This is a genomic window from Pseudomonadota bacterium (assembly GCA_026388255.1).
In the GTDB taxonomy this organism is placed as follows: domain Bacteria; phylum Desulfobacterota; class Syntrophorhabdia; order Syntrophorhabdales; family Syntrophorhabdaceae; genus JAPLKB01.
The window spans coordinates 1-22,166 of record JAPLKC010000088.1; the positions used below are offsets into that span (position 1 = coordinate 1).

General features: G+C 39.0%; 22 protein-coding genes. 11 read left to right on the forward strand and 11 right to left on the reverse strand.

From position 1 onward, the window contains the following. Positions 1–180: 180 nt before the first annotated feature. Positions 181–474, reverse strand: coding sequence for a hypothetical protein (locus NT178_12010; protein ID MCX5813250.1), 294 nt, complete (start codon positions 472–474; stop codon positions 181–183). 18 nt (positions 475–492) lie between these two features. Beyond that, positions 493–615 (reverse strand): hypothetical protein, encoded by a 123-nt coding sequence (locus NT178_12015; GenBank protein MCX5813251.1) that lies wholly within the window; start codon positions 613–615, stop codon positions 493–495. A 208-nt stretch (positions 616–823) separates the two neighbouring features. On the opposite strand from NT178_12015, the gene NT178_12020 reads away from it, so the two are divergent. After that, positions 824–1,987 (forward strand): LL-diaminopimelate aminotransferase, encoded by a 1,164-nt coding sequence (locus NT178_12020; protein MCX5813252.1) that lies wholly within the window; start codon positions 824–826, stop codon positions 1,985–1,987. A 27-nt stretch (positions 1,988–2,014) separates the two neighbouring features. Here the strand turns inward: NT178_12020 and NT178_12025 are convergent, their stop codons facing one another. The 3 genes from NT178_12025 to NT178_12035 all read right to left on the reverse strand — a co-directional run bounded on the left by NT178_12025 (position 2,015) and on the right by NT178_12035 (position 4,679). After that, positions 2,015–3,391 carry a TldD/PmbA family protein gene (locus NT178_12025; protein MCX5813253.1) on the reverse strand — a complete coding sequence of 459 codons (1,377 nt, stop codon included), beginning with the start codon at positions 3,389–3,391 and terminating at the stop codon, positions 2,015–2,017. Next, on the reverse strand, positions 3,384–3,602 hold the full coding sequence (locus tag NT178_12030; protein MCX5813254.1) for a DUF4911 domain-containing protein: 219 nt from the start codon (positions 3,600–3,602) through the stop codon (positions 3,384–3,386). The genes NT178_12025 and NT178_12030 overlap by 8 nt, the downstream gene beginning before the upstream one ends. 81 nt (positions 3,603–3,683) lie before the next feature. After that, positions 3,684–4,679 carry a 2-hydroxyacyl-CoA dehydratase gene (locus NT178_12035; protein ID MCX5813255.1) on the reverse strand — a complete coding sequence of 332 codons (996 nt, stop codon included), beginning with the start codon at positions 4,677–4,679 and terminating at the stop codon, positions 3,684–3,686. A gap of 1,003 nt (positions 4,680–5,682) precedes the next feature. Here NT178_12035 and NT178_12040 point away from each other — a divergent pair. Beyond that, on the forward strand, positions 5,683–7,215 hold the full coding sequence (locus tag NT178_12040; protein ID MCX5813256.1) for a glycosyltransferase family 39 protein: 1,533 nt from the start codon (positions 5,683–5,685) through the stop codon (positions 7,213–7,215). A gap of 1 nt (position 7,216) precedes the next feature. Here NT178_12040 and rsmA read toward each other — a convergent pair whose 3' ends face one another. The 3 genes from rsmA to NT178_12055 all read right to left on the reverse strand — a co-directional run bounded on the left by rsmA (position 7,217) and on the right by NT178_12055 (position 10,482). Continuing rightward, positions 7,217–7,996, reverse strand: a complete 780-nt coding sequence (gene rsmA, locus NT178_12045) for a 16S rRNA (adenine(1518)-N(6)/adenine(1519)-N(6))-dimethyltransferase RsmA (GenBank protein MCX5813257.1) — start codon at positions 7,994–7,996, stop codon at positions 7,217–7,219. Positions 7,997–8,081: 85 nt separating this feature from the next. After that, positions 8,082–9,077: a tRNA (adenosine(37)-N6)-threonylcarbamoyltransferase complex transferase subunit TsaD gene (gene tsaD / locus NT178_12050; GenBank protein MCX5813258.1), complete on the reverse strand. Its 996-nt coding sequence runs from the start codon at positions 9,075–9,077 to the stop codon at positions 8,082–8,084. Positions 9,078–9,093: 16 nt separating this feature from the next. Further along, positions 9,094–10,482, reverse strand: a complete 1,389-nt coding sequence (locus NT178_12055; protein ID MCX5813259.1) for a peptidylprolyl isomerase — start codon at positions 10,480–10,482, stop codon at positions 9,094–9,096. An 89-nt stretch (positions 10,483–10,571) separates the two neighbouring features. Between NT178_12055 and NT178_12060 the strand changes: the two genes are divergently transcribed. From NT178_12060 to rodA, 5 genes are read left to right on the forward strand one after another with little or no spacing between them, the layout of a single operon-like run. Then, the gene (locus NT178_12060; GenBank protein ID MCX5813260.1) at positions 10,572–11,612 is read left to right on the forward strand and encodes a rod shape-determining protein; all 1,041 of its coding nucleotides are present in this window, start codon (positions 10,572–10,574) and stop codon (positions 11,610–11,612) included. 12 nt (positions 11,613–11,624) lie between these two features. After that, positions 11,625–12,428, forward strand: coding sequence for a rod shape-determining protein MreC (mreC, locus tag NT178_12065; GenBank protein MCX5813261.1), 804 nt, complete (start codon positions 11,625–11,627; stop codon positions 12,426–12,428). Next, positions 12,425–12,916 carry a hypothetical protein gene (locus NT178_12070; protein MCX5813262.1) on the forward strand — a complete coding sequence of 164 codons (492 nt, stop codon included), beginning with the start codon at positions 12,425–12,427 and terminating at the stop codon, positions 12,914–12,916. Before mreC ends, NT178_12070 begins: the two co-directional genes overlap by 4 nt. A gap of 19 nt (positions 12,917–12,935) precedes the next feature. After that, complete coding sequence (gene mrdA, locus NT178_12075) at positions 12,936–14,759, forward strand: penicillin-binding protein 2 (GenBank protein ID MCX5813263.1); 1,824 nt, start codon at positions 12,936–12,938, stop codon at positions 14,757–14,759. Beyond that, entirely contained in the window at positions 14,746–15,852 is a 1,107-nt protein-coding gene (rodA, locus tag NT178_12080; protein ID MCX5813264.1) for a rod shape-determining protein RodA, read from the forward strand. Before mrdA ends, rodA begins: the two co-directional genes overlap by 14 nt. Before the next feature lie 95 nt (positions 15,853–15,947). On the opposite strand, the gene NT178_12085 is transcribed toward rodA, so the two are convergent. After that, positions 15,948–16,499, reverse strand: coding sequence for a PsbP-related protein (locus tag NT178_12085; protein MCX5813265.1), 552 nt, complete (start codon positions 16,497–16,499; stop codon positions 15,948–15,950). A gap of 37 nt (positions 16,500–16,536) precedes the next feature. Continuing rightward, positions 16,537–16,911: a YMGG-like glycine zipper-containing protein gene (locus NT178_12090; protein MCX5813266.1), complete on the reverse strand. Its 375-nt coding sequence runs from the start codon at positions 16,909–16,911 to the stop codon at positions 16,537–16,539. Between the two features lie 207 nt (positions 16,912–17,118). On the opposite strand from NT178_12090, the gene NT178_12095 reads away from it, so the two are divergent. From NT178_12095 to NT178_12105, 3 genes are read left to right on the forward strand one after another with little or no spacing between them, the layout of a single operon-like run. Further along, the gene (locus NT178_12095; GenBank protein ID MCX5813267.1) at positions 17,119–17,568 is read left to right on the forward strand and encodes an ATP-binding protein; all 450 of its coding nucleotides are present in this window, start codon (positions 17,119–17,121) and stop codon (positions 17,566–17,568) included. A 47-nt stretch (positions 17,569–17,615) separates the two neighbouring features. Beyond that, entirely contained in the window at positions 17,616–18,722 is a 1,107-nt protein-coding gene (locus tag NT178_12100) for an NADH:flavin oxidoreductase (protein ID MCX5813268.1), read from the forward strand. A 54-nt stretch (positions 18,723–18,776) separates the two neighbouring features. Continuing rightward, entirely contained in the window at positions 18,777–19,721 is a 945-nt protein-coding gene (locus tag NT178_12105; GenBank protein ID MCX5813269.1) for a sensor domain-containing diguanylate cyclase, read from the forward strand. Between the two features lie 102 nt (positions 19,722–19,823). Here the strand turns inward: NT178_12105 and NT178_12110 are convergent, their stop codons facing one another. Further along, entirely contained in the window at positions 19,824–20,066 is a 243-nt protein-coding gene (locus NT178_12110; protein ID MCX5813270.1) for a hypothetical protein, read from the reverse strand. 97 nt (positions 20,067–20,163) lie between these two features. Here NT178_12110 and NT178_12115 point away from each other — a divergent pair, with 97 nt between their 5' ends. After that, positions 20,164–22,107, forward strand: a complete 1,944-nt coding sequence (locus NT178_12115) for a DNA internalization-related competence protein ComEC/Rec2 (GenBank protein ID MCX5813271.1) — start codon at positions 20,164–20,166, stop codon at positions 22,105–22,107. Positions 22,108–22,166: the final 59 nt, after the last annotated feature.

The window sequence follows — 22,166 nt, forward strand, 5'->3', positions numbered from 1 at the left end:
ATGTATCTCCTTGTAGTTGAGATGAGTTATTGTATCATATGAAGGCATAAAATGCCAGTTTATTGTATACTATTGTGGACATTGTAGCAAAATAGTTGGACTACCCTCGCAAAGGTTAAGGGGATTTGGGCAACAGGCCGTCAAGGGCTGACCCTTATTCTGCTATGCGCCTGATATACCTTAAGGCTCGTAGTAGATGGGCTTAGTCATCTTTTTTACAGAAAATTTCTTTAAAATATGATGCCCATCATAGTCAAGAACACGCAAATCATCGTTTTGCTTAAGATCGTCCATGACACTGGTGTAATGTGTTCCATACTTTTCTTTTAATTCATCTTCGGGGATTTCAAATGCGACGAATTTCTTGATTCCCTTTAAAGATAACTTCTTAACAAACTGTGGATTGGTTAGAGAATCGTATGATGTGAGGAGTAGAATAGGTCCTGTACCTGAAAAAATAATCGCTGCTTTCATGATACACCTTCCTTTCAATTAGTTTAGAAACGCTTCAAGCGCTTCAGTTGGTTGGTTGGAATAATATTCAATCAGCGCAGCATAACTACCGAAACCAGAATTTTTCATATTGCCCCATTTATCCGATTTCCCTTTAATCATATAGTAATTATATAAGAATCTATGCATTTGTCAAGGAAGGGCATGTTCGTATGTTACTCTGCAAATAAAGTTACTTTTTTTGCCTTGGGAAAGTAATTTCTCCTGACATAATGCCCTCAAACGGAATGGCCTGTTGCTAAAAAATCCTTTACTTTACGCTAAAATAAATTTACATAAATGATCAAAAAAAACCATCAGGAGCAAGGACATGGTAAAACCGGCGTCAAGAGTAGAAAAAATCCCCCCCTATCTATTTGCAAGAATCGATAAAAAGAAGGAAGAAGTTCGAAAAAAAGGGATTGATTTAATAGATTTCGGAATTGGTGATCCCGACATTCCAACACCAAAATATATCGTTGATAAAATGATTGAGGCCGCTTCTGATCCGAAGAACCACAGATACCCGAGTTATGAAGGTATGCTGGAATACAGAAAGGCCGTTTCACAGTGGTATCAAAAAAGGTTTAATGTCGAGCTCAACCCTGATAATGAGGTAGTTGCCTTAATAGGCTCAAAAGAAGGCATTGCACATCTGCCCTGGGCTTATATTGAAAACGGCGATATTGCCCTGATCCCGTCACCTGGTTATCCTGTTTATAAAATCACAACTCTTCTTTCCGGCGGGACGCCTTACATGATGCCGCTAAAAGAAGAAAACAGATTCCTGCCGGAGTTTGACAAGATTCCGGAGGATATACTGCAAAGAGCAAAGATTATGTTTATAAACTATCCGAATAATCCTACAGGCGCACATGCAGATGATGAATTCTATAAAAAGGCAATTGATGTTGCCAAGAGATATAACATCCTCATCTGCCATGACGCAGCATACAGCGAGATTGCCTATGAAGGCTACAAACCAAAAAGTATTCTTGAATTTGACAAAGAAAAAACATACTCGGTGGAATTTCATTCCCTCTCTAAAACATACTGTATGACAGGCTGGAGAATAGGGTTTGCCGTCGGTAATAAAGACGCCATATACAACCTCGGCAAATTAAAAACAAACATAGATTCAGGCGTTTTTCAGGCCATTCAATATGCTGCTATCGAGGCTCTAACAGGAGATCAGCGCTCAGTAGAAGAAATTAAAACGATCTTCCAGAAAAGAAGAGATCTTGTCGTTGATGGACTCAACTCAATCGGAATCAATGTTTCAAAACCCTTGGCAACATTCTATATATGGGCAAAGGTACCTGAAGGCTATACATCAGAGAGTTTTTGTGAAAAGCTTTTAGAAGAAACAGGTATTGTTGTAACTCCAGGTAATGGTTTCGGAGATGAAGGAGAAGGGTATTTCAGAATTTCAATCACAATCGGTGAAGACAGAATCAGAGAAGCAATCAAGCGTTTAAAATCGCTGAAATTGTAAAGTATCTGCAAACCTAAATATTTATCGTTAAGATTCCTTTCCGCCTACTACGATTTCCGGTATCCTTAAGGTAGGTTGTGCATCTGATACGGGAACACCCTGTCCGTCCTTGCCGCATGTGCCTATTCCAAAACCAAGATCATTCCCTACCATATCTATTTCCTGGAGTACCTGCAGCCCGTTGCCCATCATCGTTGCATTCTTGATCATTTCGCCGATCCTGCCTTTTTCAATTATGTAGCCTTCCTGTATCTCAAAAACAAAATCACCTCTTACGGTATCCACCTGGCCGCCGCCCATTTTCACCACATATACCCCGTCATCAACAGAAGAGATGATCCGTGCAGGATCATCTTTCCCGGATAAAATCATCGTATTGCTCATCCGCGGGATAGGCTTGAACCTGAAAGATTCCCTTCTCCCGTTTCCTGTAGATTCCTTTCCGTATTTCATTGCATAAAACCTGTCAAAAAGGTAATTTTTTAATATTCCGTTCTCAACAAGGATGGTTCTTTTCGGGGCAACCCCGTCATCGTCATAGGCATATGTCCCTCTCATATTGGGAAGGGTTGCATCATCAACCACACTGATTAACGGCGAAGCTATTTTCTGTCCAAGCATCCCCTTATAACAGGAAAGTCCTTCCATGGCGAGGTCAGCTTCGAGTCCATGGCCTATTGCCTCATGGATCATGGTGCCGCCTGCTTCAGAGGCAAGCACAACGGTTTTTATACCCATTGGCGCTTCAATCGCGTCAAGAAGACCCGACAATCTTTTTACCGTTGTTTTTACAAGGCCTTCGATCCTCTCATCTGTAAAAAATTCAAATCCGTAAAAACCGCCTATTGAGTCATAAGCGGTTTGAACATCACCGTTTTTTTCGCCTACAACAAGTACGTTCATAACAACCTGGCGTCTTTCGTCTTCAATGTTCCCGCCATCGCTGTTGTGCATATTTACCTGCTGTAATGTATCCCTGTATATAATCCTTACCTGTTTTATCCTCTTTTCTTCCGTCCTTGCCATTTTATCAACACGTTGAAGCATATCCAACTTTTCTTTTAAATCAATATCTTCAGGGCTAATTGTTGCAGAAAAAGGATAGGCGGCCTTGATATAATCCCCTTTCTTTATGGTTGCGCTTTGCCTCCCATTTGAAAATCTGCTGAGCCCCCTTGCAATTCCAACAAGCTCCTCTTCTTCAAGTACATTGGTTGAGGCAAAAAAGGTTTTCCAGGGTTTTATTGCACGCATGCCCACTCCTTTGTCAATGCCCTTCTCAATCTTCTCAAACCTTGAAGATTCGAGATGTAAATGATTATAGCTTCTTCTTTCAATAAATATATCGCTGAAAAGCAGGTCCCCTTCCATGAGCGCTTTTAATATCCTGTCAACATTAAGCATCAACAACCTCCTGAAAAATAATCCCGTAATTAGACATATCTTCTGTAATAAATTCTATTTCCTTCTCAAAATTGGAAGGATAGATGATCTCAATAATCCCCTTGTCTCCATCCAGAACAGAGAAAATTCCAATATCTTCATAAGATTCCAGAATTGATTTAAAAAATCCTATACCTTCCCTGTTCATAATAAATTTTTTGGTTCTTTCCATATCTTTTTTCACAATGTGTCCCAAAAATATCGGAGTGCGAGGAGGAGACAACAAAGATGGGCAAAGATCGGCAACATGGTTTTAAGCCCTTTCTTTCAGCATTTCAATAAACGCTTCTATTCTCAATTTTGTCCTTGAATCGAGCTTCCTCGGGAGATCCCCTTCGATTGTTATAAAGGGAACTTCAAGAACATCTCTTAAGATCACTTCTTCCATAATCCTGTAGCAAAATGCCTGGACATAATGTATAAGGCCTTTGATTTTACGTCTTTTTATCTCTCTCTTAATATCTTCAATCCTGAGGAAAATCCCGTATGGGTATGTATAAAGCCTATACCTTTTTACTATATCCATATCCTTTGAAAAGTATGGCAATGAGAACTGTCTTTGGGTTTCATTGAAGACTATATGGACACCGTTTTCCTCGATAGCATCATGCAGATCTATAAATATCGGTGGAACCCCGATATATCCGATATTTATGCCATCATTTTTCTTCCTTGTCTTTGCGGTTTCGATAAATGTTTTGGCCATATTGTTATATCTATTGTAATCCCCAATCATATCGGAAGCTCTTACTAACCAAAGATGGTTTTCATAACCTGTCACCACCTTTTCCTGCCATGTCATCCTGTCTATCTCTTCGAGATTTAATCTTGCCTGTTCTATTCCCTTTTCAACCTCAATAAGCTCTTTTTTTTCAACGGACAGCTCATGTTTCAGTTTTTCGATCTCCCTTTTCAGGACCTTTTCGTCCCTATCATAAGGATAAGAAAAGGGTATTACTTTTATGCCTTTATAGGTCAGTATCTCTGCCAGTGCCTGGGTGTTGCTGCAATCACCTTCCATTACCGTTATGACAGTCTCAATGCCTTCCTCTACAATCACGCCATAGATACCTTTTATCCAACTGCACATGCTTTTAGGGAACCCGTCTTTCTCGGCCCTTTCGATGAAATGCACAGGGTTTTTATCTGTTATGAAAATATTATTGAGATCACAGGGAATAAATCCTCCTGCAAAAATAATTTCAACAGGAACTGTAGTGGTAAAACCGACTGTATTTTTTTGCGTCATTTTCTACCTGCTCAATAATTCGTAAGTATTTTATTCAGAAAAGTCAGGCGCATAAAGAGGTTAAGCAATATTTTGTCTTTTACCGCGAACAAAAATACTCACGATATACAAAATAACTGCCAGTAGCAAGAACGTAAATAAATTGAAATTGCTATTCAAATTTATGCTTTTTATGGTATGCAAAAAACAAATAAAAAAGCCGGTAGCCCAAAACCTCGTAATCCTCGATATCTCGTTTCGGCTGATACGTTTTTTAGAAAAACCTGAAAAAACGCCTTGCATATATTTTGTGAAGTATGAATCAGGGAACACCTGCGGAACATCCAGCATATATTCTATATAAGGTTCATTATGGGTTGCAGCAAGAAATTTTTCTTCTTTTCTCAGGGTTGGCCCATAAACCCAGAAAAAAAGAAAGGGGTATATGAGTATTAAATACGGGTTGCCGCTTAAAAGGCAAAAACTGGCATCGATTAAATAATTAGCCATGTAATATGGGTGTCTTACTACCCCGTAAATCCCGTTATTACACATGACAACATTACGTATAAGCACTCCTTTAGTAATGAAATGAATGATACATCCTGCCCCGAGTAAGAAAAATGCTACTGTTATTTCGATATAATTTAAGCTAAATAAGGTTACGGATATATACGATAAAAATCTGATCAGATTTCTAAGGTTGGCCCTCGTGATCCGGAAATATTTTTCTTTTCCCATAACTTTTTTGATGAAGTTAAAATATTTGCATATCTTTGTCAATCCTTTTCAGAATGAATTGCTTTTTGCTTGACATGCAAATCCTTTATGTTGATATATATTTTCACAAGTGAAGGTGAACATATTTAATCCTGACGTGTTCAACAAAGAACAATTTAACAATAACTGGATAAAACCAATCATTCTGATTTTATTAAGTACTACCCTATTATTCACAGGACTCTCAACCCGGTCCCTGTGGGGATCGGAAGGTCGCTGGGCGGAAATTGTCAGGGAAATGATCATGTCCGGGAACTATTTTTTGCCCACAATCAACGGTAATATCTACTTTGATAAGCCTTTATTGAGTTACTGGATAATATTACCATTTTCATTTAAAGGGGTTGTAACCGAGCTATCCTCAAGGATACCAAGCGCAATTTCAGGGATCGGCGTTATTTTATTAACTTTTATAATAGGCCGCCGGCTTTTTAATAGCAGGATCGGTATGGTATCAGCCATGCTTTTATCGACTTCCGTCATGTTTGTCTTGTGGTCCAGGACAGCGTCGGCAGAAATGCTGAATCTTTTCATGATATGGTTGGCATTCCTGATTTTTCTAACCGGTAATTACGGAGGTCGCCTGATATATATTGTTTTGCTTTATATTGTCAGCGCTATAGCATCTTTTTGCAAAGGACCCGTTGCGCCTGCTGTAATTTTCACTTCAATCGGGTCTTACAGCACAATCGAGTTATTGATTAATTTGAAGAAAAAAGGTTTTACGCGCATTGCCTTTAAGGAAGGATTTTCTTCTGAATTCTGCTGGATATTTTCCTGGAAGGGTTTTTTGGGACTGTTTGCAGGTTTGGCCTTCTTTACAGGACTTCTCTTGGCTCCGGTTATCCTGACCGGCTCCTGGCAGTCCGTCGAACTCATGTGGAGGGAAAACGTTCTACGATTTTTTCGTCCCTTCGATCATATTGAGCCTCTGTATACATACCTGAAATACATACCGCTTTTTTCTGCACCATGGACATTTTTTCTATTAGCCTCTATTTGGGAGATAAAAAGCTGGGAGCGTGACCGGTTCAGCAGATGGATCATAATTATAGCAGTTACAATATTCATATTCTTTACAATCTCAGGTTCACGGAGAAGCTACTACATATTGCCAATTTTACCTGCATTGGCCATAATAACCGGCAAGACTATAGTTGATTGGTTTAACATGACAGATCCTCTTCGAAAAAGGATAATCCATACAGCAGCCTTGCTTACTTCAATGCTTCTTGCGCTGGCCGGCATTGGACTTTTGTTTGCATACTTTCGTATCGAAATCCCTCATCATGTATCACAGCTCGCTCTCGGGGCGGTCGCTATTTCAGGCGCAATAGCTTCGTTTATCCTGTTCATTCGAAAAAAACCCTTCAAAGGCTTAGTAATACTATTTTCACTTATTTTTATTATTGAGCTATGGACTTTTACAATAGGGATGGCTGCTGCTGAAAGCAAGCGGACACTACGCCCGTTTGCGCAAAAAACCGCTGCCCGTCTTCAATATGTGAAGGACAACAAAATTGCCTTTTATCAGGTTGGAGATTCTGCGCTTATCTTTTATTTAAAACGAAATCCCTTGATATATTTCAATAATCCTGAAGAAGTCAAAGAGTTTACATACAAGAACCCTGATGGCTTTATAATTGCCAATCTTAGTGTTTTACCAGCATTTCAGCGTGAAAAATATCTTGATAAAATGGTTCCCATTATTATAGAAAAACCTGTTCCGGACAGGAAGGATGACCCCCTGGCTTTATTCACCTTATCGTATAAATAGGCTAATTCTCAACGTCTTTCAGAAAGTAATATATTTCTTTAAACTGGTATGGCTCTATTTCTTCTGCACGTACATAATATGGAAAACCCATACTTTCATATAGAGCATCTGTCTTTTGTTCGCCATAACGCTTTATCAGTGAATTCTTTAATTGTTTTCTTTTGTTCTGGAAACAATTTCTTATAAAATCAATCAACTCGTCATCGGTCTCTTTTTCATTCTCTTTAAAAACAATGGAAAGCAAAGCACTGTCCACTTTCGGGGGCGGGATAAAAACCCGTGCCTTAATATAGAACAACACCTTGACATCGGCAAAAATCTGGCAATCTACAGAGGGTGCACCATATGTTTTGCAATGAGAATTGCTCACAATCCTTTGGGCAATTTCCTTTTGAACGGTTAAAAAAGCGCTGTCTACAATCGATCTTTCACTAAGAATTTTAAAGATTATCGGGCCTGTAATTTTATATGGGATATTTGCTACTATTTTTATATTTTTCTCTTTCCTGAACTGTGCCAGTGGAATTTTCAGACAATCGCCGTATATTACCTTAACATTGTTATATTTATTTTCAATCTGATCAAGATATTGGGCAAACGAGCTGTCGAGTTCAATTGTAAACAAATAACCTGCTTTTTCCGCAATTTGTGCAGTAAGATCCCCGTGGCCTGCACCTATTTCGACAACAACATCCTCTTTGGTAATATTCGCTGAATGAACTATTTTACGGAGAAGGTTCTTGTCTTTAATAAGATTTTGTGACAAACTTTTTTTAAGCATAATTTGTAAACATCAGGGCTGGGAGCATAGGACACATAGTTAAAATTACCTGAAAAACTTTAAATCAGTTGCATTATAATTGAAGCTAAATCATCTTCATCCTTGAAAACGCCTTAGTATCAAGCCCTGAAACAATCCCCTTTTGAAAATACCGGTATCCTGTAATTGCAACCATAGCACCATTGTCGGTACAAAAATGTGGTGATGAGAACAGTGTATCAAACTGTTCTTTCTCCCCCTTTTCAATAAACATTTCTCTCAATCTATTGTTTGCTGCAACCCCACCACCCACAATTATCCTTTTAACATTGAAATCCCTGGCCGCTTTTATAGTTTTATACGAAAGAACATCACAGATAGCTTCCTGAAACGACGCAAGAATATCGGGCATATTTTCATCGGTTATACCATGTTTTTTTACATAGTTCAGGAACGATGTTTTTAACCCGCTGAAGCTAAAATCGTAACCATTGTTATCCATCATCGGTCTCGGAAAATGAACATATCCCCTATTTCCTTTTTTTGCAATATCCTCTATCGCCTTCCCGCCCGGATAACCGATACCAAGGTACTTTGCAATCTTATCAAAGGCCTCGCCTGCCGCATCATCTCTTGTGCTCCCAAGTACTTTATAGACACAATAATCTTCCAGCAGCAGGATGATCGTGTGACCGCCTGAAACAACAAGGGCTATATATGGATAATTTGCTTCTTTCTCAAGAAAAATGCTCATTGCATGAGCTTCTACATGGTTAACAGCAATGAGCGGTTTATTTATAGAAAGCGAAAGTCCTTTTGCAAAGCACAATCCCGCAAGGACAGAACCAATCAGTCCAGGACCGGAGGTTACGCACACAATATCAATATCTTTTGCCTCAATGTTTGCTTCTTCCATTGCATTGTGGAAAATAATATCTATTAATTCTATATGTTTTCTCGAAGCAATCACATCTTCAATACCGCCAAAAAGCTTATGGACATCAACCTGACTCGATACAATATTTGAAAGTATTTCTCCCCCGTCCTTTAATAAGGCAATAGAAGTATCGTCACAAGAAGTGTCTATACCGAGTATTATCATTATATGATATTCTGCATTATATTTCTTTCCAGAGTATTTTGATTTTTTCTTTCTTCTTCAAACCTTCCATGAAAGACCTGAAATATTCTCCCCTCTTTTCAGCAATAATATAATTTGCGTAGTCTTTTTTATTCTTTTCCCACTCCTGCGTTTCTGGAATCTTCTCGTCTTTGAATGAAAAAACATAGTATTTGCCGGAAATTTCAACAGGTTTTTTGCACATTACATTGTCTTTTGAGAGGGACAGAACATCAATGCTCTCTCTGGGTATGGGACCTATTTTCGGGATATCACCAACGTTTCTGTGGATAAAACCTGTTTCATTCTTTGAGCTGAAAGTCTTTTTATTTATTGTTTCTTCTGCATTTGCTTTTGCAAACATCTTTGCCTTCTCCAAGACAATATTTTCTCTAAGCTCTTTCATAATAATATCTTTATCAAAGGGCCTTCCTTCTTCCATTGCAATGAGTTTATATATATATGATTTTGAATTACCTCTTATTGGTAATGAAATATCCCCCTTCTTCAAACCTTTAATCCATTCTTCTATCTTGACATCTTTAAATTTCTTTAGAAGCTCACTCTCTTTTAAGGTTCCGGTATCTATAACTTCCATACTGTTTCTTTTTCCATAGGCATCAATATCATTAAATTTTAGCAAGTCCATATAAACAGCATCATCCTTAACAGCACTTTTTTCGTCAATCACAATGTATTTCAGCCGGTAAATGTTTTCACCTTTAAAAGTCCCTTTTTCCTTCTCATACATGTTCTCAAGCTCTTTCTCATACACATTCACCTTATTTTTATAATCCAAAGGATCAAATTGTATGTAAGACAAATTGACACTGCCCCTTTCTTTAACATAACTTGCCCACAGGTCTGCTTCATCATAAAATATTCCGTTATCATTGATTATTTTAGTAATTTTCATTACAGCAAGGCTGGTTTTTTCCGATTCTTCAAATTTTTTAGGGTCTATGCCACTCCTTTTCAAAATTTCTAAGTAGACCTTTTGACTGAATTTACCATCCCTCCTGAATGCATCTATATTTTCGATATATCCATTAAATTCCGCATCAGAAACTTTTATACCCATATCTTTTGCCTTTAAAAGAAGGAGATGCTTATTAATAATCTCATCCATTACCTTTTCTTTTATTTTAAGTTCTTTCAGCAAATTTTCATCAAGTTTATCTTTATAAATAAGTCGGTAGGTATTGAATACGTTTTTGTATGCCTCCTGATATTCCTCATAAAATATTTTATGCGATCCAACTTCTGCAATAACTCTCTCGCCTGCCCTGAAGGAACCTACCCCCCAGAAAATAAAAACGATAATAATTACTCCAAATAACCCTTTGACTAACCAACCGGTTGCATACTTTCTCATAAATCTCAGCATTTTTACTCCTCTATTGATTTTGATGTTCTAAAAATAGTATAATAAGTCTGATTTTTCAATATTTTAATCATTAAAAAAGGGGCAAGAATATGCTCGAAACACTTTTTGGCTTTATTTCGAAAGACTTGGCTATAGATCTCGGCACTGCAAACACACTTGTATATGTTAAAGGAAGGGGCATTGTATCAAATGAGCCATCGGTGGTGGCTGTGCATAAAGACTCAAAAGGTACAAAGAGAGTAATAGCTGTAGGTGAAGAAGCAAAGAAAATGCTCGGGAAAACGCCAGGTAACATTGTTGCCATAAGACCTCTTAAAGACGGAGTTATAGCTGATTTTGAAATAACTGAGGCAATGCTCAAATATTTTATTCAAAAGGTACACAATAAGAGATCCTACGCAAGGCCAAGAATTGTTATATCCGTACCATCCGGGATTACTCCGGTTGAAAGAAGGGCAGTTAAAGAATCTGCTGAATCAGCCGGAGCAAGGGAAGTTTACCTGATAGAAGAACCTATGGCCGCAGCCATCGGCGTGGGTTTACCCATAACGGAACCGAGCGGTAATATGATAGTCGACATAGGTGGTGGAACCACAGAGGTTGCGGTAATCAGCCTTGCCGGTATAGTATACTGTAATTCGGTAAGGGTCGCAGGTGATAAAATTGATGAGTCAATAATCCAATATATTAAGAGAAAGTATAATCTTCTTATCGGAGAGAGAACTGCGGAATTAATTAAAATAAATATCGGTTCTGCATATCCGGATCCTGACGGCGAAGAGCTTACCATGGAAATAAAGGGAAGAGACCTGGTTGGAGGGATACCTAAAACCTTAGAAATCTCATCAAAAGAAATCAGAGAGGCAATAGCCGAACCTGTAAATGCCATTGTAGAGGCTGTAAGAATAGCCCTTGAAAGAACCCCTCCGGAACTCGCCTCAGACATCGTTGATAAAGGCATCGTAATCAGTGGAGGGGGGGCATTGTTAAGAAATCTTGACCTTTTTATAAAAGAAGTAACAAGACTTCCTGTTATTATTGCAGAAAATCCGCTTACTGCTGTGGTGGAAGGGACAGGCAAGGCCCTTGATGAAGTGGCCCTTCTTAAAGAGATTGCAACATACTTTTAAAACAGTGGAGAATTGAAAAACTCTATTATAATAATCACTGCTGTATTGGTGCTTGCATTTTCATTTTTCATCTTTACAAATACATCTTTTTTTGTAAATGCATATGCAAAGGTGAAGTGCAATATTGGTGACATTGCAGGTCCTACTTTAAAATTAATCGGCAAGCCGGCAAACCTCGTAAAATACCTTTTTGAAACATATGTAAACCTGTTAGACGCAAAAAAAGAGAATGTTGAATTAAAAAAGAAACTCGACATATTACAGCTTGAAAATCAAAAAATCTCTGATCTGGACAAAGAAAATAAAAGACTAAAATCAATCCTGCATCTTGCAGAACAGAATCCCAATAAAATGATAGCCGCAAGAGTTATAGGAGAGGACATTAAAAACTGGTTCAGATGCATCATCATAGATAAGGGGAGAGATTCCGGTGTAACAGAGAAAATGCCCATCATTACGCCAAAAGGACTTGTAGGACAGGCAGTGGAAGTCAATAAATGGCATTCAAAAGTTATGATAGTTAATGACACTAACTCCTCGGTTGATGTGTATATTGAGGGAAAAAATTCAAGAGGAATACTCGAAGGCACTGGACAGACCACGCTCAAGTTGAAATATGTCTTGAAGAACGACGAAGCAGCCATCGGCGACAAGCTTATAACCTCGGGGAAAGACAGCCTTTACCCGAAAGGTCTTCCAACCGGTATCATAATTACTGTAAACAGAAATAATCCTGGAATATTTGCCGATATAGATGTTATGCCTTTCAATAATTTTAAAAGGCTTGACGAAGTTCTGATAATAAGAAAACAATGAAAATATCCGTGTATATCCTGACGGGAATAATTTTGTTAACAATTGAATCTTCGCTTCTTTCTTTTTTCCCGGTAGAGTTTTTTAAACCTGATCTCGGTATGCCTTTTATTCTTTATACAACTTTTTTTTTAGGTCCTTTACCTGGACTTATTACGTCCATTTTCATAAGCCTGTTCCAGGAAATACTTTCAAACGCACCGCATGGTTCTATTATTTTTACAAAACTCTCGATATTTCTTCTGGCCACTTTTATGAAAAGCAAACTCTATATTGATTCTAAATACAGTTTTTCTTATATCTGCGGCGGCTTGGCAGTTGTTGAATCTTTTTTGTTTCTGGCACTATCGGTTCTTTCTAAGGGTGAAATAAGCAATATTATAAATGTAATATTTTATACAATCCCAAACGCTATATTTACCGGTTTTGTTTCAATTTTTATTTTTTCGTTGATAGAATCTCTGAATATGAAGTTTCTCAGCAGAGAATAGAGTAAAAAGAGGAATTAGCTTGGAAAACTTTGTAAAAGACGATACAACCCAGGAGAGCAGAAAGTACAAATGGTGCAAATGGTTATTGATATTCACAATAATCATTCTTATAATCAGGCTCTGGGATCTTCAGATAATGAAAGGCAGTGATATGAGGAAGCTGTCTGAGCAAAACCGTATCAGGATAAAAAAGGTTGTTGCGCCGAGAGGCATGATATATGACAGGGCAGGCAGAATCATGGCTGACACAAGACCGTCGTTTAACATGTATATTACACCTGAAGATATCAAAGATTTTAACCAGACAGTTGATGGTCTTGCTAAACTCATCGATATAGACAGAGAAGATATTATAGATAAGATGAAAGTTGCCAGTGGGCTCCCCCCTTCTTTTCCGGTAAAAATAAAATCAGATATTTCCATGGATGAAGTTGCAAAAATTGAAGCAAATCGCATTTATCTTCCAGGCGTAACTATTCAAATCGAGCCCAAAAGAAACTACCCATATGCTAAGATGATGGCGCATATGCTCGGCTATGTTTCTGAAGTCAGCGATGAAGAGTTAAAAAACAAGTCATTAAAAGGTTACTCTCCTGGTGATAATATCGGCAGATATGGGCTGGAAAGGGCTTACGAAACATATCTCAGAGGAAAAGACGGGGAAAAGCGGGTAGAAGTTAATGCGATGGGCAGAGAAGTGAGAACCCTTGAAACAATTGAGCCGATTGCCGGGAACAACCTGTACCTCAATATAAATCTTGACGTTCAGCTTACTGTTGAAAAGGCATTTGAAAATAAAAAGGGAGGGTGTATTGCCTTAGAAACAAAGACGGGCGCTGTCCTTGCACTCGTAAGCAGACCGTCCTTTGATCCTAATAAATTTGCTTCGGGCATTACGAAAGAGGACTGGAAGGCTATTACTACCGATAAAATGCACCCTCTCCAGAACAGGGCTATTCAAGGCAGGTATCCTCCAGGCTCTACCTTCAAAATTGTATCAGCCTTGAAAGTCCTTGAAGAAGGGATTATCAATGAAAAAACCGGTTTTTCTTGCAGGGGTGGATTTCCTTTTGGCAACAGGGTTTTTAAATGTTGGAAAAAAGGCGGTCACGGAGGCGTATCTATGCATAGAGGGATAGTAGAGTCATGTGATGTCTTTTTTTACAACGTGGGCTTAAAGCTCGGGGTGGACAGAATTCATGGGATGTCTGAAGCAATTGGCCTGACAAAGATTACAGGCATTGATCTACCCGGTGAAAAGAATGGTCTTGTACCGTCTACCGCATGGAAGCAAAAAACATACGGCCAACCATGGTATGAAGGAGAAACTGTCTCAGTTTCCATAGGACAGGGCGCAGTATGGTTAACACCGATACAGCTTGCACAGCTTTCAGCTTTTGTGGCAAATGAGGGGGTCACCTTTAAGCCCCATATAGTCAATAGAATTGTATCGCTGGAAGGAAAAACAATAAAAACATTCGAGCCTGTCATGAATACCAATGTAAAACTTAAGAAAGATGTATTCAGAATCGTCAAAGAAGGTATGCGGGGGGTAGTAAACGAACCAAGCGGCACAGCATATGGTTCCCGTCTCCCGAACATCAGTATATGTGGAAAAACAGGTACAGCACAATCAGTCGGCGAAAAGGGTAAAAACCTTGGCGATCATGCATGGTTCATAGCTTTTGCCCCTTTTGAGGAACCGACCATTTCCATTTCTGTTCTTGTAGAATACGGCGGACACGGGTCAAGCGCTGCAGCTCCTGTTGCAAAATCTATTACTGAAACTTTTTTCAAAGAAAGGGTTGTGATTAAAGAGGCAAGAATCCATGAAAATAGATAAAAGAAAGGCGTCCCATCTGGACTGGTATCTCATTATAAATGGCCTTATCCTGTTTGCCATAGGCATCTTTAACCTCGTGAGTGCAACCAGTTCTTTTTATAGCGGTTCTTACAACTTTATCATGAAACAACTAATTTCATTCTCAATAGGTCTCATACTTATTTTTATAATAATACAGTATGATTACAGGATAATAGCAAATCATTCAAAATGGTTCTATGTACTGGCTATTGCGTTTATCTTGCTTGTTTTAATAATAGGGATGATGGCCGGAGGGGCAAAAAGGTGGATAAATATATTCGGTATCAGTTTTCAACCGTCTGAGTTTATGAAACCGATTCTTGTACTTTATCTTGCTAATATGCTCTATGAAAAAAAGAGGGAGGGTAAGGCATTAAGTTTGAGGGACATATCGATGCCGATGCTTGCTACGTTGATACCCTTCATTCTTATTGTGAAACAACCTGACCTAGGTACTGGCATCATTATCGTGTTTACATCCCTTTCCATCCTCTGGTTTGTAGGTTTAAAAAAATCTACCTATGCCCTCTTATTTGGTATTGGGGCTGTTATTCCTTTTATTGCATGGCAATACCTTATGAAACCGTACCAAAAAATGAGAGTGCTTAGTTTTATAAATATTGATGCAGATCCTTCAGGATTCGGATATCACGCAAAACAGGCAGTTATTGGAGTCGGTTCAGGCAAATTTTTTGGGAAGGGTTATATGGCAGGTACGCAACATAAACTACAGTTTATACCGGAACATCATACCGACTTTATTTTTACGGTTTTCGGAGAAGAATGGGGCTTCCTTGGCTCTATTATACTATTTCTTCTGTTCTTGTCTTTTATATTAAGATGTTTAAAAATTGCCCAAAACGCACATAACGAGCTTGGCTCGATCATTGCCTTCGGCGTAGCTACAATCATATATCTCCAGTTTGCCATTAATGTTATGATGGCAATACATCTAGCCCCTGTTGTAGGCATTCCTTTGCCCTTCATCAGTTATGGAGGCTCATCAATGCTTACTGTCATGATTTCAACCGGATTGGTTCTCAATGTAAGTATGAGAAGGTATATGTTTTGAAAAGACAGTGAATAGTCGTCAGTTAATAGTGAACAGTAAAAATATATTCAGGTTCATCGTATACTATTCACTAACGACTATTCACTGTCTTAAAATTACTCTGCTATCACCCACGAATCAAGCATTGTCCTGACAGTGGGAAAATATTTATCGTATTGCTCTGCCTGTGCAGAATATATCCAGACATGAAATACTTCTCCATTTTTCCGGGAGACTGCAATCATCAACTGCTTATAGTTTTTATCCTTAAAAATGTATTCAGCGATAAATTGTCTGCCTGTCAACTTTATCCCATTTTTGCTATATGTATATATTTCCGCAGGATAAACCTTCGCATGTTGCGTTATTCTCAATTGGTTCTCAAAATCAGCAATTACAGCGTTCACATCTTTATACTTTCCATCTTTCATCTTTGTTGAAAGTAAATTTTGAACACCTACCACAGGAGTATTTACATTTGTTTCTGCCTTTTTTGTAAACACAATTATATGCGGGGTTTTCTTGATATAAGTCCAATCTTCAGGATAAGTTAATATATATCCGTATCCACTTTCATTAAATACATTGTCAGCAGCAAATAACGTTGCAGAAATAATAAAACTAAATAAAAAAACAACACAAAGAAAAGCTATAAATATCCTTTTCATGTTTTACCCCCTGATTGTTTATAAAAGTTACATTTTTCTATGGATTAACCGGAACCCAAGCCTTATGTGCAGGTACCCACTTTCCGTTAATCCACTGACCCGGTACTTCAACCCATTGTCCCGGGGGTTGCTGCTGCGGGTCTGCACTGGTATAAACCGGCTTTTGTTGCTGCGCGCTTTTATCTTTCTGGTAATCCATCTCATGGCCAACAAGACTACCTGCAAGGGCTCCGCCAGCCATACCAATTAAGGTACCGGCAGTATTTCCTCCAATTATTTGACCGGCAATTGCACCAAGACCCGCACCAATTGCTGCGCCCTTTGTTGTATCACTCATCCCTTCTATGGATGCACATGAAAAACTCATGAATCCAAATGCAACAACCAAAATAAACAGGTAGATTTTTTTCATCCGGTATCTCCTCCTTTTATTAATATTACTGCGACTGATACCTGTATTTATATATAATGCGACCATAAGCCAATTGCAAGTAAATAAACTACATTAAAATGTTATTGGGCTATATTTGGAATTCATCACAACAGTTTTCATTTTTATGGTAAAATATTATCTGTATACCTCATAATTATTACAAAAAGGATTCTCTGGAGGATATTTATGGAAAAGAAAATTGAAGGCGAAGTACAACCGGACGAAATTGCTAAACCGGCAAATGCTGATTCAATTCCAACCCTTATTGAGTTTGTATCTGTCCGTGTACGGGAGGCAGGCTTTGAAGATAATAAAATCATGGACATTGGGCTTGCTGTTGAAGAGGCCCTCCAGAACATTATACATTTCGCCTGTCCTGACGGAAAAGGTGAAATCAGGATAACCTTTAATGTACATGACAGCGGCACGCTTCTTATTGAAATTATAGATTCAGGAGTGCCTTTTAATATTCTTTTAGCCGGTACTTTCGCTGAGTTAGAAGATTTCTTCGAGCCCGGAAAGGTGCCGTTCAACAAAATGATGAAAAAGGCGATTAAAAATATAGAGTACAGGAGAGGTACAGATAGAAACACCCTCCTTTTTACTATCCCGCCGAACTCAGCGGGTACAAGATAGTTAATTCAGCGTTAACCACAGAGATTATATCCTGTAGGAGGTCACAGGTGCCCGGACTTTTTGAATCAACATTTATTAAAAATATGATGCTGACAAATCGTATTATCCGCTCAGCTACGTGGGAAGGTCTGGCTGGGGAAAACGGCTCTGTCACCCAAAGATTGATCGACATGTATGTGCAACTTTCCCAAGGCGGAATAGGGCTTATTATCACAGGTCATGCCTATGTGAACCCTGAAGGACAAGCCACCCCCTGGCAGCTTGGGGCATATTCCGACAAACTGATCCCAGGACTAACAGAAATGACAAAAACTGTCCATGAAACAGGCGGGAAGATTATAATTCAGCTTGCTCATGCAGGATCTTACGCAGCCTCGCTTCTCAGTGGGCTTGATCCCATCGGACCATCACCTGTAGAAAGAGAATCTGAATTATTCGGAAAGGAGATGACCCGAGACAACATAAAAAAAATAATACAAGCCTTTTCCGATGCAGCGGTCCGTTCGCAGGTAGCCGGCTTTGATGGCATACAGGTTCACGGAGCCCACGGTTATCTTATGAGCCAATTCCTTTCCCCCTTTTTTAATAAGAGAAAAGATGAATATGGAGGAGATATTGATAATCGCACGAGGTTCACCATGGAAATTCTCGAAGCAATCCGGAAGGCTGTAGGCCCAGATTTCCCTGTACTAATCAAACTCAATTCCGAGGATTTTCTTACAGATGGCCTCACTGTGGAAGATATGCTTTATACGGCCGCAATGCTTGAGGAAAACGGCATCGACGCTATTGAGATGAGCGGTGGAACAATAGTTTCGGGCAAGAACATACCTTCCCGTGCAACAAAACCTGATTCGGGGCAGCCCGAGGTCTACTACGAGGCAGCGGCAAGACAATATAAAAAGGAAATCCGGGTACCCCTTATACTTGTCGGAGGCATACGCACCCTTGAGACAGCTGAAAGGCTTGTAGCTGAAGGTGTGGCAGATTATATCGCCCTATCAAGACCTCTCATCCGTGAACCAAACCTCGTCAATCGATGGAAATCCGGCGACAGGAGAGCAGCGGTGTGCGTCTCCGACAATGGATGCTTTAAACCCTGTTTTGAAGGAAAAGGTATTTGCTGTACCGTAAAGGCCCGCCTTGGGGGATGATCTACGTGCTGATTAGATGTCTACTGTTCATGATTACAATTACTAAGGCAAATTATGATTAACATAAAAGACATTGACGGACACAAACAGATCAGTGATGATCTTCTGGAAACCAAGGAAAGACTTCAGGCCATTATGGACGCCTCGCCCGTGGCTATTTCCTGGGCTGATTTTGAGGGAAACATCGAATACAACAACCGTAAGCATTTTGAACTCTTTGGTTATACAATTGAAGAAATTCCCACTATCCAGGAATGGCGCCGCCTGGCTTATCCTAATTCGGCCTACCGTGATTCAATCCCTCTTTTATTTAATGCCATAACTGAGGCGCAAAAAAAATACAAAGAGATGACGCCTATCGAAGCTACCATTACCTGTAAGGATGGCTCTATATGCCATGTGACACAAATGGGGACGCTGGTCTCCAACCGAATCCTGGCTATCTATAATGACATTACAGAGTTAAAACACTACCAGACTTTTTTGGAAAATCTTTCAGCTACAGACGGTTTGACCGGTATTTCCAACCGACGGCGTTTCGATGATTTCCTCGAGCAGGAATGGCGTCGTGCAATGCGCAGTAGAACTCCCCTATCGCTTATTCTTATGGATATTGATTTGTTCAAGGAATTCAATGACAATTACGGGCATTTAGCCGGCGATGACTGCCTCCGACAACTTGCACAGTGTCTGGCAGGAATAATCAGGCGATCAATCGACCTTGCTGCCCGTTATGGCGGAGAAGAATTTGCCTGTATATTGCCCGATACCGATTTCGACGGGGCTATGTGGGTTGCAAACCGGATCCAGCAAAAGATAAATGACATGAATATTCCCTACGCCTTTTCTCCAGTGGCAAACCATGTAACCATAAGTATAGGCGTTACAACACTGATACCAGAGCCCGGACAACCGTTTTTAGATTTGCTTCAAAATGCTGATAAGCTTCTTTATATGGCCAAGCAGGAGGGGCGCAACCAGATAAGAGGTAGATTGTAAAAATCCTGATGATACCAATGCTCTCATTTGAAGAGGCGAATAATTCCTTACGATGACACGACAGTAAAATGAAAATGTGCGGACAATATTCTAAAAGGTTACTTATTTATTGTTTATAATAGCCGTATTATCATTCATATGTGGTATATATTGTGAAGTTTCATACGCTTTACGCCTGAATATAATATCTATTTTATTTTTTATATCCATTTGTTTTATTCCTGTCATCATCGATAAAAAAACCAGATTTGCATCAATACTTATTTTTCTCTGTTTTTTTCTCACAGGTGTAATAAGAACCGGGATTGTAACTGCAGAAAAAGCATCTCTTGATCCCGGTCTCACAGAAGAAAATGAAATTTATGAAGGTTATATAACAGATTCTTCAAAACATATCAAAACGGTCAAACTTATAACACCTTCAAGTCTAAACAATATCGGCGTGGCTTTTATAACAGACCTGGATTTAAACATAGGCGACAAAATTCGCTTTTATGGCAAAATAAGGGAACTGTCTCCTGCATTTAACAACCCCTCTACTACATCATGGAAATGGCTAAAAAAATTGGAAGGGATCAACTATGAGATGAAAGGCACGGTGATTACCGTTCTGCCGGGGAGAAATTTTATACAAACATTGAGGAATAAACTCAAAAAAACCATTGAGGATTCCGGCGCGAAGCAACAGGATGTGATAAAGGCGCTTACCATAGGCGATAAAACATCACTTAATGAAAATACTATAAACCTTTTTCTTAAAACAGGGACTTCGCATATCCTCGCCATATCAGGCTTACACGTCGGCATAATAACAGGTTTTTTCTTCTTCATACTTTGTTGGTTACTGGGAAGATTCCGCACACTGAAGCTATCCGGTAGACATACAAAATATGCATCACTTATGACAATCCCATTCCCCTTTATATTTATGATAATTTCCGGTTCAAGTGTATCAACAATCAGGGCAACCATTATGATAACAGTCTTCATGCTTTCCCTCTTTTTTGAGAAGCAGAGAGAGATTACAAACACTATTGCCTTGAGCGCCCTCATCATTCTTCTAATATACCCCCACTCTCTGTTTATGCCCTCTTTTCAATTGTCTTTTATGAGTGTTCTTTTTATCGTGATAATCATGGGAAAATTGTATCCTTATATAAAACTCAAAAATACATACATCAAATGGCTTTCAACATCAGCTTTAACAACAGTGGCTGCAACCATCGGAACATTGCCCATCGTTATATATCATTTCTACGGTATTAATCCTTTCTGTATGATCCATAACATAATTTCAATTCCTGTTATGTGCATGGTTTCTATCCCTGTCAGTTTTTCAGGTATGATATTGCCTTATGGCTGGTATTTACTACGTCTTGCAGGAGAGCTTTTAAACCTGAACATCGCTGCATTAAGTTACCTCGATATAGGATATATATTCCCAATTATAAGACCGAACCTTTTTGAAATGCTGTTATTCTATGCACTACTTCTTTGCATAATTTTTTTTAAGAAAAAGCTCGTCCTGAGTCTCTTAATTATTATTATAATTCCCCTAACAATAGTCCAGATCTCAATTGTTTGCAAAGATAGGTTCAATAATAACATTTCTCTGAATTTCATAGATGTCGGGATAGGAGAAGCTATCCTCGTGGAAGCGCCTAAGGGCATCAGGATGCTTATTGACGCCGGAGGTGATTTCAGGGGTAACTTTGATACAGGCAGGGCTATCGTAACACCAATCCTTCTGTCAAGAAAGATTCTCACATTAGATTATGTAATCAACACCCATCCGCATAGCGATCATGCTGGCGGGATTCCGTACATTTTAAATACCTTTAAGGTAAAAACATTCGTTACAGGAGGGTATTATTCAAACGATTCAGCATTTATGGAAATCCACAAAATTGTAAAAGATAAAAAAATAAATTTTCAGTTGTGGAAACAGGGCAATAAAATCAGTATTAATAATGATACACAGATACTTGTTATGAACCCTCAGAAGGATTTTCAGGGCGATGATTTGAACAATTCATCGCTTGTCCTGAAATTTATATATAAAAACACCTCTTTTCTTCTTACAGGAGATATCGGATCAGAGGTTGAGGAAAAACTGATATTATCGGGCATGCCCCTTGCGTCAAAGATCATGAAAATACCCCATCACGGGAGCAAGCATTCAAGCAGCCCCCCATTCCTTTTTGCAGTCAAACCGGACATAGCCATATTAAGCGTAGGGAGCGGGATAAAAGGACTACCGTCAGAAGAAGCTATTGAGAGGTATAAAATGCTCTCTATACCCGTCTTGAGAACTGATAAAAATGGATTTATTCAAATAAGTTCTGACGGGGACAGGATTACCGGTATCAAGTCATACCGGCAATAATGGGTTGTTAGACGTTCGGATATCGGCTATAATGTATTTCAAGGCAAATATCTACAGTA

Bases quoted from the DNA above. Each gene is read 5' to 3' on its own strand.
- NT178_12010 (MCX5813250.1), bottom strand. From the start codon at position 474: ATGAAAGCAGCGATTATTTTTTCAGGTACAGGACCTATTCTACTCCTC.
- NT178_12015 (MCX5813251.1), bottom strand. From the start codon at position 615: ATGATTAAAGGGAAATCGGATAAATGGGGCAATATGAAAAATTCTGGT.
- NT178_12020 (MCX5813252.1), top strand. From the start codon at position 824: ATGGTAAAACCGGCGTCAAGAGTAGAAAAAATCCCCCCCTATCTATTT.
- NT178_12025 (MCX5813253.1), bottom strand. From the start codon at position 3,391: ATGCTTAATGTTGACAGGATATTAAAAGCGCTCATGGAAGGGGACCTG.
- NT178_12030 (MCX5813254.1), bottom strand. From the start codon at position 3,602: ATGGAAAGAACCAAAAAATTTATTATGAACAGGGAAGGTATAGGATTT.
- NT178_12035 (MCX5813255.1), bottom strand. From the start codon at position 4,679: ATGACGCAAAAAAATACAGTCGGTTTTACCACTACAGTTCCTGTTGAA.
- NT178_12040 (MCX5813256.1), top strand. From the start codon at position 5,683: ATGTCCGGGAACTATTTTTTGCCCACAATCAACGGTAATATCTACTTT.
- rsmA (MCX5813257.1), bottom strand. From the start codon at position 7,996: ATGCTTAAAAAAAGTTTGTCACAAAATCTTATTAAAGACAAGAACCTT.
- tsaD (MCX5813258.1), bottom strand. From the start codon at position 9,077: ATGATAATACTCGGTATAGACACTTCTTGTGACGATACTTCTATTGCC.
- NT178_12055 (MCX5813259.1), bottom strand. From the start codon at position 10,482: ATGCTGAGATTTATGAGAAAGTATGCAACCGGTTGGTTAGTCAAAGGG.
- NT178_12060 (MCX5813260.1), top strand. From the start codon at position 10,572: ATGCTCGAAACACTTTTTGGCTTTATTTCGAAAGACTTGGCTATAGAT.
- NT178_12070 (MCX5813262.1), top strand. From the start codon at position 12,425: ATGAAAATATCCGTGTATATCCTGACGGGAATAATTTTGTTAACAATT.
- rodA (MCX5813264.1), top strand. From the start codon at position 14,746: ATGAAAATAGATAAAAGAAAGGCGTCCCATCTGGACTGGTATCTCATT.
- NT178_12085 (MCX5813265.1), bottom strand. From the start codon at position 16,499: ATGAAAAGGATATTTATAGCTTTTCTTTGTGTTGTTTTTTTATTTAGT.
- NT178_12090 (MCX5813266.1), bottom strand. From the start codon at position 16,911: ATGAAAAAAATCTACCTGTTTATTTTGGTTGTTGCATTTGGATTCATG.
- NT178_12095 (MCX5813267.1), top strand. From the start codon at position 17,119: ATGGAAAAGAAAATTGAAGGCGAAGTACAACCGGACGAAATTGCTAAA.
- NT178_12105 (MCX5813269.1), top strand. From the start codon at position 18,777: ATGATTAACATAAAAGACATTGACGGACACAAACAGATCAGTGATGAT.